12 protein-coding genes are annotated in these 11,982 nt (G+C 56.9%); 7 read left to right on the forward strand and 5 right to left on the reverse strand.

Annotated features, from left to right (window positions below; all coding sequences use genetic code 11):
• The first annotated feature begins 19 nt into the window (after positions 1 to 19).
• Positions 20 to 703: a 7-cyano-7-deazaguanine synthase QueC gene (queC, locus tag NI000_RS19740; RefSeq protein ID WP_253413153.1), complete on the forward strand. Its 684-nt coding sequence runs from the start codon at positions 20 to 22 to the stop codon at positions 701 to 703.
• A 71-nt stretch (positions 704 to 774) separates the two neighbouring features.
• Here the strand turns inward: queC and NI000_RS19745 are convergent, their stop codons facing one another.
• The 3 genes from NI000_RS19745 to NI000_RS19755 form a co-directional block, all read right to left on the reverse strand.
• Positions 775 to 2,358 (reverse strand): M4 family metallopeptidase, encoded by a 1,584-nt coding sequence (locus NI000_RS19745; RefSeq protein ID WP_253413154.1) that lies wholly within the window; start codon positions 2,356 to 2,358, stop codon positions 775 to 777.
• Between the two features lie 685 nt (positions 2,359 to 3,043).
• Complete coding sequence (gene map / locus NI000_RS19750) at positions 3,044 to 3,802, reverse strand: type I methionyl aminopeptidase (protein WP_253413155.1); 759 nt, start codon at positions 3,800 to 3,802, stop codon at positions 3,044 to 3,046.
• A complete protein-coding gene (locus tag NI000_RS19755; protein ID WP_253413156.1) occupies positions 3,799 to 4,404 on the reverse strand; it encodes a TetR/AcrR family transcriptional regulator in 606 nt (201 codons plus the stop codon). Before NI000_RS19755 ends, map begins: the two co-directional genes overlap by 4 nt.
• A gap of 293 nt (positions 4,405 to 4,697) precedes the next feature.
• On the opposite strand from NI000_RS19755, the gene NI000_RS19760 reads away from it, so the two are divergent.
• On the forward strand, positions 4,698 to 4,784 hold the full coding sequence (locus NI000_RS19760; protein WP_108531390.1) for a putative holin-like toxin: 87 nt from the start codon (positions 4,698 to 4,700) through the stop codon (positions 4,782 to 4,784).
• A 257-nt stretch (positions 4,785 to 5,041) separates the two neighbouring features.
• Positions 5,042 to 5,278, forward strand: a complete 237-nt coding sequence (locus NI000_RS19765) for an RNA chaperone Hfq (protein WP_253413157.1) — start codon at positions 5,042 to 5,044, stop codon at positions 5,276 to 5,278.
• 114 nt (positions 5,279 to 5,392) lie between these two features.
• Here the strand turns inward: NI000_RS19765 and NI000_RS19770 are convergent, their stop codons facing one another.
• Entirely contained in the window at positions 5,393 to 5,812 is a 420-nt protein-coding gene (locus tag NI000_RS19770) for a helix-turn-helix domain-containing protein (protein ID WP_253413158.1), read from the reverse strand.
• Positions 5,813 to 6,045: 233 nt separating this feature from the next.
• On the opposite strand from NI000_RS19770, the gene NI000_RS19775 reads away from it, so the two are divergent.
• On the forward strand, positions 6,046 to 6,252 hold the full coding sequence (locus NI000_RS19775; RefSeq protein WP_010498610.1) for a helix-turn-helix domain-containing protein: 207 nt from the start codon (positions 6,046 to 6,048) through the stop codon (positions 6,250 to 6,252).
• Between the two features lie 66 nt (positions 6,253 to 6,318).
• Here the strand turns inward: NI000_RS19775 and NI000_RS19780 are convergent, their stop codons facing one another.
• On the reverse strand, positions 6,319 to 7,461 hold the full coding sequence (locus NI000_RS19780; RefSeq protein WP_253413159.1) for a GGDEF domain-containing protein: 1,143 nt from the start codon (positions 7,459 to 7,461) through the stop codon (positions 6,319 to 6,321).
• A gap of 164 nt (positions 7,462 to 7,625) precedes the next feature.
• Between NI000_RS19780 and NI000_RS19785 the strand changes: the two genes are divergently transcribed.
• From NI000_RS19785 to NI000_RS19795, 3 genes are all read left to right on the forward strand, one after another.
• Entirely contained in the window at positions 7,626 to 8,765 is a 1,140-nt protein-coding gene (locus NI000_RS19785; RefSeq protein ID WP_253413160.1) for a glycosyltransferase family 4 protein, read from the forward strand.
• Positions 8,766 to 8,807: 42 nt separating this feature from the next.
• Positions 8,808 to 10,094 carry a metallophosphoesterase family protein gene (locus NI000_RS19790; RefSeq protein WP_253413161.1) on the forward strand — a complete coding sequence of 429 codons (1,287 nt, stop codon included), beginning with the start codon at positions 8,808 to 8,810 and terminating at the stop codon, positions 10,092 to 10,094.
• A partial coding sequence (locus tag NI000_RS19795) for an AAA family ATPase (protein ID WP_253413162.1) occupies positions 10,091 to 11,982 on the forward strand: 1,892 nt, incomplete at its 3' end. The genes NI000_RS19790 and NI000_RS19795, both read left to right, overlap by 4 nt.

An 11,982-nucleotide genomic window follows, 5' to 3' on the forward strand; every position in this document is an offset into this window, starting at 1 on the left:
GCGAATGAAGGTGTAAATGATGAAAAAAGCAGTCGTTATTTTGAGCGGAGGGCTGGACAGCACAACCTGCATGGGGATGGCTCGGGACGCCGGGTACGACATTTACCCGATCACGTTCGATTACGGGCAGCGCCAGAGGCGCGAGATCGAGAACGCGCGACAGGTGGCCGAATTCTATAAGACAACGAGCCGCCATAAGGTAATTGCGCTCGGCTTTTTGAAAGAGTTCGGGGGCAGCGCCTTGACCGACGAATCGATTGAGGTACCTCCGGCCGGCGAGAGCGGTGCGGTCGATTCGGATATTCCCGTTACTTATGTACCGGGCCGTAATCTGCTGTTCCTCTCAATCGCGACTTCCTACGCGGAAACCATCGGAGCGGAAGCGATCTATATCGGCGTCAACGCGCTTGATTACAGCGGATACCCGGACTGCCGTCCGGAATTTATCCGGAAGGTGGAGGAAGTGATGGCGCTGGCGACGCGCGTCGGCGTGGAAGGCGGTCCGATCCGCATCGAAACGCCGCTGATTCATTGGACGAAAGCCGAGATTATTCGCGAAGGGATGCGGCTCGGCGTACCGTATCACTTGACCACCTCATGCTACAACGGGCAGGAGGAAGCATGCGGCGTTTGCGACAGCTGCCGGCTGCGCTTGAAAGGCTTCGACGAAGCGGGAACGGCCGATCCGATAGCTTATCAATAAAATGAATCAAGGAAGGGGCTGCCCTCATTCGTTTGTGCGAATGGGAGCAGCCCCTTTGGCTTGCGCTAGAATTAGTTCACGCCGACGGCAGTGTACGCTTTTTTAACGGCGTCCACTTGGGCGGAATTCGCTCCGAACAAGTCGGTTGCCGCTTGAATGGCAGCGCCGCGGATGGCCGAGAAGTTCGAAGTCGGAGTCAGGTAATGGGTGAGGGTGTCATAGAAAATTTGTTCAGCCGCACTGCGTCCGATCCCGTTCACGGTTACGCCATAGTGCGTGCCGCCTTGGGCGATTAGGTAGAAGGCTTTGTTGTTGATGCCGCTGTTCGTATGCACGCCGCCGTTATCGGAAGGCCCGGTGTAGCGGTCTTGATAGCGGTCAGGCTGTCTGAAGAGTTTCGGGTTCTCCATGGAACGGAGCGCGTCCCCTGGAGTATTCGGCGTATAGATCAAGTCGCCGATCAGCCAGTTTTTGCCATCGATCGCATTTCCGAAAATATCGGAGATCGATTCGTTCAGTGCCCCGGACTCGCCATAGTACTCCAGACCGGCCGTATGCTCCGTCACGCCGTGAGTCAATTCGTGGCCGATGACGTCCGGATCGGCGGAGAACGGAATGAAGGTTACGCCGTCACCGTCTCCGTATACCATTTGCACGCCGTTCCAGAAGGCGTTGTTGTATCTGCTGGAGTAGTGCACGGTCGATTTAAGCTGGAAACCGTTGCCGTCGATGCTGTTGCGGCCGAACTTGTTTTTATAGTAATCATACACTTTTCCGGTGTAGGCATGCGCATCGACCGCCGCGCCGTCGTTCCAAATATTGTTTGAACTGGTAAGCAGCGTTCCCGGCAGGGAGCTCCGGTTGCCTGCGCTGTAAGTGACGATTCCTTGCCCGCGCGTCGAATCCTTCAATTGATAGCTGGAGCCGGATTGGGTGGTCGTAAATGTTTTTGTGTCTCCGAGCACACCTTTTCCGGTACCCGTCGCGTGAGCGAGGATGTCATACTTGAACAAAATGCTGCCGTCATCGGCGCTGATAAAGTAGCGCGTGCGGATCGCCTCCGGTTCGAGAACGTTAACCTCCGTCACATAGGCGAGGACCGGCTGACCTTTGTGCAAGTAAACGTATAGATCCGCTTTTGGCGCCTTTTGCGGTTCACCCAGCTTGCCGACGGCGGCTTCCGTATCTTTCTGGGCAACGGCGATAGCTTGCGCTTCGCTGATTTGCGAATTCAGGCTTTTCGAAACTTGCTGCTGTTGATCGGGAAGCAGGCTGCCGATCAGCGAAGTGACTTGTCCTTCTTTGTTGACGTGAATCGTCTGTACGCCGCCGTATACGGGAACGCCTCCCACATGCTGCTGCAGACGGTAATGCGTCGTTCCTGTTTTCTCGTCGGTCGTTTGGCCGATGATTTTCAACTGCTTTTTAAGATCGACGGCTTTGCCGATCTGGAAGCTTTCCTGCTTGGATTCGAGATACTTCCAGATTTTTTCCTCTCCCGATACGCCTTGCGGCGCACTCCAGCTTTCCCCGGTAATCAATTTAGGGGCGAATCCTCCGAAGGGAGCGGACTGATCTTGCGGAGCAGCCTGTACGGCTTGTACACTCCCGAGCAAAAATGCTCCTGTAATAATCGAAGCCCATACTTTTAACATAAACTTCATCTCTCCTTTTTAATTGTTTTCCAATCGGTTTAGGATGAATTGAAAACTGATTTTGCCGATGGCGGGATGCAAACCAAAGGCAGTTAAAGCGGGTCTCGTCGAAGGTGATTACTACAGAAGCGGAAATCTGGAGGCAAGGCAGGATAAATCGAGTGAAAGCATGAGGTGTGTACAACTGGAAATAGAGGCGTCGGGTGACGATACGGGTTTTTCGCTAAAAAGCATCACCTCTTTCATCAAGTGGTTAATTCTTTTCAGGTAAAACCGTAGAGGTTATTCGTAGTTCGTTTGAAACGTCAGGTAAAATATTCCAACGTGAACTACTTGATAATTATATTAAACCAATTTTGATTTTTTTCAATACCCTTTTTAGTAAAAATTTTCCTTCTAAACGATAAAAGGTTCTTTAGTCTTAGCTTACGGGGCGAATGGTCCCCTTCGTTTTGTCGAAATGCGCTGAATCGTAAGGCGAATGAAGACTTTGAGGGGCTGTGGTCCTGGGTAATGAAGAAGGAAGGATTCGGTCAAGGGACGTCAGACGGGGAAAGCGTGCGGCAAATTGGCTGGAATTCACGAAGTTGATGAAATTCAAATCAGCCCTTTGCCCGACAAAAGGACTGCGGACAAAGGGCTGGAGCCGTTGAGTTGGAGCTGAAAAAGTGTGGACGCTGCGGCGTCAGCGAGCCATAGCTTGGTCTGTGAGCAGCAGCGGACCGTCTTCGGTGATGGCGATTGTATGCTCGTATTGGGCGGATAGCCGTCCGTCTGCCGTTCGCGCCGTCCAGCCGTCCGCTTCGACGTACATATGATGCGTACCGGCATTGATCATCGGCTCGATCGTAAACACCATGCCTTCCTTCAAACGTACGCCTCTTCCAGGCAGTCCGACATGAGCGTAGTTGGGCTCTTCGTGCAGATCCCGGCCGATGCCGTGGGCGAGCAGATCGCGCACGACGGAGTAGCCGTTTCGCTCCGCATGGGATTGGATCGCGTGCGTGATATCCCCGAGGCGGTTGCCGGCGAAGGCCTGAGCGATGCCGAGATCGAGGCATTGCTTGGTCACTTCCATCAGTCGCCGGGCTTCGTCGGAAATGGAGCCTACCGCATAGCACCAGGCGGAATCGCCCAGCCAGCCGTCGACTTCCGCGACGATGTCGATGGTGACGATGTCGCCTTCCTGAAGGGGCGTCCGGCTTGGAAATCCGTGGGCGATTACATCGTTGACGGACGCGCAGGTGGCGTACTTATACCCGTTGTAACCTTTGGTAAACGGTCTGCCGCCATGCTTCGTGATCATCGTATCCACGAGATCTTCGATTTCGAACGTCGTAATGCCGGGCTGCACCAGCTTGGCGATTTCCCGGTGACAAGCGGCGACCAGTTGGCCTGCTTGTTTGATTCGCTCAATTTCCTGCTTGGATTTCAAAATAATCATTGGATTAATTTCCCTTCTTTTTCGATACTGCGGACTAACGAATCGGCGATATCGTCGGTATCCGGCTCCTCATGGCCGTGATGAATCCATAAACCGGCGCAGCCGATCATGGAGCCGAGCAGAAGATTCGCCCGTTTCTCAGGGTCCCGTGCCCCGAGTTTTTCAACTGCCGACACAAGCGGACGGTACAGCTCGATCTGGAACTGATCGTACAGCTTTTGAAAGCGGCCGCCCGGGACCTGCTGAAAGTTTTCCCAGATCATCTTATACAAAATATAGACAGACCGGTCATGAAACCATTGCCGCAGCAGGAGTGTGCCGTACCGGCGGAGTTGCTGTCCGGGGGGATGAGGAGCGCCGAACGCTTCCTCGGTCACTTGCTTGGCTTCGTGGAACGCCTGCCACATCAGGTCGTCGAGCAGAGCGTGCTTGTTTTTGTAATAATGGTATACGGTGCCGTAGCCCAGATTCGCTTTGGTTGCGACGTCGCGCATTTCCATCGTAATGCCCTGCTTCAAATACACCTCGGCCGCAGCTTGCATAATTTGCGTCACCCGGAGAAGCCGGATTTCTTCGTTTTGTTCTTTCGTTCGCGGAGACATGAGATCACCCCTTTTTTAGACCTACTGTAATGTCAATCATAAACGATCCTGCCGCCGTTTGCAATATTTCCCGGTTTGGAATCCGCGAAAGCCCGGCAGAGCGTAGGCTGATGCACCGGATAACGTAAGTCGGGCGTCCTGCAAGTCCATACTGTTCGGTCCCATGTGGCGTTTGGTTTTCGGTTGGACAAGCTTATTTTGGGTTCGATGGAATAATATGTTACAATGGAAAAACCACGATAGAATGGCTTTTAGGGCGGTCGGCTAGCCTCCTGGAACGGAGGTGATGGCCTATGGAGGTATACCAAGCACTTACCTTGATGTTCGGGTTCGGCATGTTCATCTTGGCTTTGCTAACGTACCTTAACAAAAAGAAATAGACCGCCCTCGGTCAAAGCAGCGGTCCTTTCTTGATCCTCATATAATTTGTCTAAGCCTACCGCCCTGAGAAGCGGCTATTGTGCGGGAGTGCGGATGTTAGCGGCATCCGCATTCCTTTTTCAGTATACGCATGTTGGCGGAACGTGATACTTTCTATTTATAGTTTACATGGCCGTGTCTGTCCTGACAATAGAGTAATAGATTCGATTGTGGTACTATAGAACGGAATCCTAAAAAAGAGAGAGGGATGTCTCACATGACGAAAAGCAGTGACAACGTAGAGATCCAGGATAATGTGCAGAACCGGTTTTTGGATCGGCTCATTACGGAAAGGATACCTGTCACCCTAATTACGAAGAACGGCGTCCAAATGCAGGGCACCTTGAAATCGACGGACCGGTACACGATCCTGATCGAAGTCAAAGGAAAAGATACGCTGATCAATAAAGTCGCGGTATCTACGATCGTCTCAAGCAAGCGCCTGCCCATCTAATCCGCATCGTGTGACAACAGAAGGACCGCCCGTTAAGGCAGCGGTCCTTTCCTCTTCGCATGAAAAAAAAGTCCGGTTCCCCCGGAGCTGCCGGGAGCCGGACTTTCCTGCCGTTCATTTCGACTCATACGAAAACTCCACCGCTTCCTGGGGGCTTTCCGCCGTCTGCTCGTCCTTGCTGAGAAGCTGCTTTTCTTTCCAGAACATGACGGTCAGCATCCGCTCGATCCATTCCTTATCCGTCTCGGTCAGCTCGATTCCGTCGAAGATAAGGTCGTTCTCGCGCAGAAAACGGCGCAGGTTCACCCGCGGCTTCGTATAGCTTCCTTCCTCCTTGTCGGAGTCCGTTTTCTCCAAATAGCCTGCGATTTGCATCAGCTCGGTATAAGGAATGTTCAATCCCTCGGACAGCTTCATCAGCACGTCGGGCGAGGGGACCCCCCGATTGCCGTTCTCCAGCTGGGAAATATAGGCCGCCGATACGCCGGAGCGGTCTGCCAGCTCGCGAATGGTGAAACCTTTCAATTTGCGCATATCTCGTAATTGATCGTAGAAATCCATCGCACACACACCCACATTATTGAAATAATGGCAAAGCAATAAACAGGTTAAGTAAAAAACGGTGAATATCTATATATTAACAGTTAAAAATAGGAAGTACAAATAAAGTTAATTTAACAAAAGTAAACATAAATGGTTGCAAAAGTAAATTAGATTGATGTATAATGGTAGTGTGTTTTTGTTCAGCAAGGGGGAGGACCGCAAACATGAAAATTAAAGCCAAAACGAACGCGATCGTACGCGCCCGGATCGTCAAAGGAATGACTCAGCGGGACCTGGCCCAGCTCTCTGGCTTGAGCTATGCTTATATCAGCTTGCTGGAGCGATCGGTCAAAGCCGTCGGCCCGGGCACGGCGAAGAAGCTCAGCGATCTTTTGGAGCAGCCTTTGGAGGAATTGTTCACCATCGAATAGACCTGCGACTGAAGCGGGAAGCCGGCTTCCCGCCTTTCTTCCGAGAACGTGCAAACCGGTGTCGGCCTAGAAGCCGACGACTTTGTTTTTGCCGGTCGTCTTGGCCTTGTACATCGCTTCATCCGCCTGCTTGATCAATTCCTCCGCGTTTACCCCTTTTTTGAGCATACTGTATCCCATGCTTACCGTCACGATGGTCTCCGTCTCCACACGGCTCCGGATACGCTCCGACAAGCCTGCCGCATCAACCTCCGGGTCCGTAACCAGCACAACCATTTCTTCCCCGCCATAGCGCCCGCAAATCCCGGAATCTTCCGTTTCTTCCTTCACGATCTGCGCTACCTGCTTAAGCACCTGGTCTCCCATATGATGGCCTTTCGTATCGTTAAGCTTCTTGAAGTTGTCGATATCGCTGAAGATGACCGATACCGGCGCGCGCTGCTGCACGTATTGGGTGACGCGGTTGTAAAAGTATTTCCGGTTGTACAGCTTTGTGAGCCCGTCGGTAATGGAGGAGTTGTAAATGGCCTGCATGATCTCGATGACCCGCTCGAAAATGAACAAGAACAGAACGATGTAAAAGACGAACGGAATCGTTTGCTCCAGAAAGTTCAGGACGATCTGTTTGCTGTCAAATAAATAGACGTTGGTCATATGAATCGTGTGGGTCGTAAAATAGACGGTCAGCATTAGCTGATACTTCCCGTTCTGGCCGATACGGGAATTCACGAGCAGGAAGCTCAAGAACAGCAGCAAAAACAAGTACAGCTCCATGCCGAGCGGACGAAGCAATTTGGACTGATCCTCGCTGCCCTGCAGCCAGACCGGAGCGAACCAGTACGACACCGAGACGGCGGCGGTCAACAGGATAAAGATGGCGAAGACGAAGAAGTCCCGCTTGCGGGTTGTGTTATACAGCTGATAAATGCCGATATTGAGCATGACAAAGGCAAGCAGCTTGAGCAGCAGCGCGATGAATTCTTGCTCGGGGGTTACGTCTTGAGTCACGGTCTTTTCGATGAGATGCATGTGCTGGGCGAACAAGATAAAGAGCGCAATGATCATGGAGAAATATCCGATTTTGCGGCGCGAGAGCAGCAGTCGGAACGAGACGAGAAACGTCATCGCAATGATGACGATCAGCATCGAGTGCATAAAGATCGAACCGGTCGGTCCGAAGATCAAATCCCAAATCGTCTGATTGTTCATGAAACGCGCGGAAGCCTCACTTTGTAAACGGGTACATGGTACTGATTATACCAAACGTATATTCGTTTTGGGAAGTCTTGTCGTCGCATTACGGAACTGTTAGGATGGTAGTGACGAAGCGCCCTTGCGTTTCGTGAACAACGGGAGAGGCCGAGGTGGGTAGGATGCGTATTCTTCAAGCGTTATTTTTTCCGCCGGAACAGCCTGGCGGGGTTTCTTCCATGGTTCCTTTCATGCTGGACCGCTTTAACAAGCGGGGCTGGGAGATGGAGCTCTTTTCGCTGCCCAAACGGGTGCGCGGCAAAGGCACCGGGGAAATTCGTTTCTCTACGTTCGACTGGGAGCCGTATGCCGGCCATCCGGTAGTCGATAAATACATACAAACGATGAAGGACTATATCTGGTGGACGAATATGCGGATCAAGTCGACATACGATTTGATCCACGCCCACCATCCGATCGCCGGGCTGGTCATGAAGCAGCTGTTTCCGGACACCCCGCTGATCATGACGGTTCACTCCAGCTATGAGCGCGAGCTTGCGCTGAACGGCAAAATTCCGGCAGACGGCCCGGAGCATGCCTTCCTGACCTCGATTTATCGCGAGCTGGAGGAAAAGGCGGACCAGTTGATAACGGTGTCCAACTCGTTCAAGCATTACTTGTCCGAGTACGTGCAGGAGCCGGAGCGGATCGGGGTCATTCCGAACGGCTTCGACGAGAAGCGGTTCCGTCCGGTCCATCACGAGAATCAAGTGCCGCAGCTGATCTCGGTATGCCGCCTTGTGCCCGCCAAGGGGCTCGATACGCTGCTGCAGGCTTGCGCGGAGCTGAAGCGCCGGGGGCAGCCGTTCGTGCTGCATCTGATCGGAGACGGACCGATCCGTACGGAGCTGGAGGAGCTTGCGCAGCAGCTCGGGATTTATGAGGAAACGATTTTTTACGGATACATGCTTCACCCGGAAGATTTTATGCCGTTCTTCGACGTGTTTGTCCTGCCTTCGCGGGCGGAAGCGTTCGGTTCGGTGTTTGCGGAGGCGGCGCTCTGCGGTCTGGCCGTTGTCGGCACGAACGTCGGCGGCATTGCCGAGCAGATTGAGCACGGCACCAACGGTCTGCTTGTTCCGGTCAATGACGTTCAGGGGTTGGCCACGGCGCTGGAGAAGGTGATCGGCGATCCGATGTATCGCTATCAGCTGTCGCGTGTGGCGCTGGAGAAGGCGCTCAAGACGTATTCGATGACGCGCGTCGTTCAGCAGCTCAGAAATGTGTACCGGACGTACCGCAAGGCGCCGCCGGCGGAGTAGGGCCTTCTTAAGCGGGATAAGACAAGGACGGAGGATTCGGAAATGACGCGGGGGTTTCGTTTTATTCATGCCGCGGATCTGCATCTGGACAGTCCGTTTCGGGGATTGTCCGGTCTGCCGGACGGGCTGAGGGAGCGGGTGAAGGCGTCGACGTTTACGGCGCTCGAACGGCTCGTCGATCTGGCGGTTCGCGAGCAGGCGGATTTCATCGTCGTCAGCGGCGACATATACGATGCGAAAGACCGTTCGCTGCGCGCTCAGCTGCGGTTTCAGCAGGCTTTGGAAACGTTGGCGGGACACGGGGTGCCCGCCTTTGTCGTTCATGGAAATCACGATCCGCTGCACGACGGCTACAGCGCGAAGCTGCGGTTGCCGGACACGGTAAAAATATTCGGAAGCGATGCGGTGGAAAGCGTCGTTGTCCATGCGCAGGACGGCGAGCCGGTTGCGCGGGTATCAGGCATATCGTTCGGCCGTTCCGCGGTAACGGATAATTTGACGCCGGGCTATGTCCGGCATAACGACGGCTTATATCACATCGGAATACTGCATACGAATGTGGACGGCGATGCGGGACACGACAATTATGCGCCTTGCAGCCTGCGGGATTTGACGGGCGGGCAGGTGGACTATTGGGCGCTGGGCCATATTCATTCACGCCGGGTGCTGCATGAGTCACCTTGGGTTGTGTATCCCGGCAATCTGCAGGGCCGCCACGTCCGGGAAACCGGCCCTCGCGGCTGCTATGTGGTCGATGTGGCGGCAGGCGGTGAAACGCAGCTGCGGTTTCAGCCGCTGGACGATGTGCGTTGGCAGGTCCGGGAGCTGTCCATTGCCGGGCTGGAGACGGAGCAGCAGCTGAAGGATGCGTTGGAGGAGGAGCTGGAGGCGGCCTGCGCGTCAGCGGACGGACGCGCGGTTCTGGCGCGCCTGTCGCTGACCGGACGCGGGCCGCTGCATGCCGCGATGCGCCGCAGCGGATGGCTCACGGGGCTGGCGTCTGCGCTGAGAGAGAGCGGCGGGGAAGCCATCTGGATCGAGAGCATCGAGGATCGGACCGGAGCGGCCGTTTCGCGCGAAGACTTGGCCGCAAAGCCGGGGTTTCTGGGCGATCTGCTGCGTCTCGCGTCGGAGGCCGGCGAATCCCCGGAGCGGCTGTCGGCCTTCACAGAGGAAGCGCTGGCGCCGCTCGCCGGACAACCGCAGCTTGCCGCTTTGCTAAGGGAGTTGGGGCCTGAGGAATGGGCCGCCTGGCTGCAGGAAGCCGAAGAGCTGGCGATTGACCTGCTGGCGGACGGCAGCGGCGCGGAGACGGGGTGGAGCGAATGAGAATCGAACGGCTGGACGTTCGCCGTTACGGTGTGCTAAACGATGTGGAGCTTCTGGCGGATTCCCCGATCACTCTCTTCTGTGGCCCGAACGAAGCCGGGAAAAGCACCGTGCTGGGCTTTATCCGGGATGTGCTGTTCGGCTTTCCACGCGGCGGCTCGGCGGAGCGGCTGACTGTGCCGGGGGAGGGCGGACACGGCGGGGCGATTACGCTCGTAGACGAACAAGGCCGCCGTTACCGGGTCGAACGGTGGGAGCGCCCAAGCGGAGGGCGGGGGCGCGGGCCTGCGGCCGGCAGCGTCCGCGTGACGTTTCCGGACGGAACGTCCGGGGGCGAGCGGGAGCTGGCTGCGCTCTTGGGCGGGATTACGCCGGAATTGTTCCGTAGCCTGTTCGCCTTCGGCCTGACCGAGCTGCAGGAGCTCGGGACGCTGCAATCGGGCGAGGTCGGCAGTTTCCTGTACAGCGCGGGACTCGGCGCGAGCGGCAGCGTGATTCGCGGTGCGGATAAGAAGCTCGCGCAGGAGCTGGAGCAGCTGTACCGCCCGCGCGGCCGCACGCCGCTGATGAACCGGGCGCTGCAGGAGCTGGCGGCGGCGGAGGCGGAGCTTGCGCAAAGCCGCGGCCGGGCGGAGCGCTACAATGCGTTGGAGGCGGAGGCGAACCGCCTTGCAGTGGAGCAGGAGACGCTGGAGGGCGAGCTGGACAAGCTCCAGCGTGAAGCCGACTGGCTAGCGCGATGCGTCCGCGCCCAGCCGCACTGGCTGCGGCGGGAGGAGCTGCGCCGCGAGCTGGCGGAGCTCCCCGAGATGCTGGATGCGTTCCCGGCTGATGCGCTGCCGCGGATGGAAGCGGTGCTTGCCGAGCGGGAGCGGCTCACGGTCGAGCTTGACCGGGTCGCCCTCGCGCTGTCCGATTTGAAGGAAGGCTTGCGAACGGTCGAGGCGGAAGCGGAGGCCGAGGGCGCGGTGCTGGAGCGCCGGGCGGCGCTTGAAGCTTTGCTCGACCGGCTGCCGGCCTACGAAGAAGCGAAGCGGACGCTGACGGAGGCAGAAGCGGAAGAAGAGCAGCTCGGGCTGGAGCTGGAGCGGATGCTTCGCCGCATTCACCCGGCATGGACGCCGGAGCATCTGGACCGTCTCCCTTCGACGGTCATGCTCCGGGAGGAGGCGTCCGCTTTCCGCGAGGAGTGGCGCGTCTGGCGGCAGAACGAATCGCTGCTGGAGGCGGAAGCCGAACGGCTGCGAAGCGAATCCGCGGCGGAGGAGCTTGGGCCGGCGGATGGCCGGAGCGGGGCCGAGGTATGGGATGGAGAAGGTGACAGGGACGACTCGGTGCTGGAGGAGGGCCTAAATCGCAGTCGGAGCATCGATGGAGCACGGGCTGAAGAGAGGTTCGCGCTGGAAGAGGATCGCACCTCGGTCGAAGAAGGACTTGAGCGGATTCGGACGGCAAGACGTTTGTTCCATGAATGGAAGGAAGCGCTGCGCGAGGTCCGGTTCGAAGCGGAGCGCGAGCAGGACCGTGAGAAGCTGAGCCGTCTGGAAGCGCAGGCCGGGCCGGAGACAGTCCGCTCCGGCTCTTCCGGCGTCTCGCTGTATGTTCTCTACGGCGCAACGCTGCTGCTCCCCGCCGCGCTGGCGGCGCTTCAGCAGACGGCTGCGGCTGGCGCAGCGCTTGCCGTGCTGCTTGCCGCCAGCGCCGCTTGGACGCTTGCGCGCCGCCGCGCCGCGCAGAGCCGCTCCGGCCGCGGCCGCCGCCCTTACGCGGGCGGAGCTGCGCCCGCTGCGGCAGGGCCCGCGCCGGCGCTTGCGGCGCTGCGCGAGCAAGCCGCTGCGCGCGAGGCCGCGCTGGCGGCGGAGCTGCGCCGCCTCGCGCGCTACGCGGC

Origin of the sequence: Paenibacillus tyrphae (genome assembly GCF_024158745.1) — a bacterium.
Classification (GTDB): Bacteria; Bacillota; Bacilli; order Paenibacillales; family NBRC-103111; genus Paenibacillus_G; species Paenibacillus_G tyrfis_A.

Bases quoted from the DNA above. Each gene is read 5' to 3' on its own strand.
- queC (WP_253413153.1), top strand. From the start codon at position 20: ATGAAAAAAGCAGTCGTTATTTTGAGCGGAGGGCTGGACAGCACAACC.
- NI000_RS19745 (WP_253413154.1), bottom strand. From the start codon at position 2,358: ATGTTAAAAGTATGGGCTTCGATTATTACAGGAGCATTTTTGCTCGGG.
- map (WP_253413155.1), bottom strand. From the start codon at position 3,802: ATGATTATTTTGAAATCCAAGCAGGAAATTGAGCGAATCAAACAAGCA.
- NI000_RS19755 (WP_253413156.1), bottom strand. From the start codon at position 4,404: ATGTCTCCGCGAACGAAAGAACAAAACGAAGAAATCCGGCTTCTCCGG.
- NI000_RS19760 (WP_108531390.1), top strand. From the start codon at position 4,698: ATGGAGGTATACCAAGCACTTACCTTGATGTTCGGGTTCGGCATGTTC.
- NI000_RS19765 (WP_253413157.1), top strand. From the start codon at position 5,042: ATGACGAAAAGCAGTGACAACGTAGAGATCCAGGATAATGTGCAGAAC.
- NI000_RS19770 (WP_253413158.1), bottom strand. From the start codon at position 5,812: ATGCGCAAATTGAAAGGTTTCACCATTCGCGAGCTGGCAGACCGCTCC.
- NI000_RS19775 (WP_010498610.1), top strand. From the start codon at position 6,046: ATGAAAATTAAAGCCAAAACGAACGCGATCGTACGCGCCCGGATCGTC.
- NI000_RS19780 (WP_253413159.1), bottom strand. From the start codon at position 7,461: ATGAACAATCAGACGATTTGGGATTTGATCTTCGGACCGACCGGTTCG.
- NI000_RS19785 (WP_253413160.1), top strand. From the start codon at position 7,626: ATGCGTATTCTTCAAGCGTTATTTTTTCCGCCGGAACAGCCTGGCGGG.
- NI000_RS19790 (WP_253413161.1), top strand. From the start codon at position 8,808: ATGACGCGGGGGTTTCGTTTTATTCATGCCGCGGATCTGCATCTGGAC.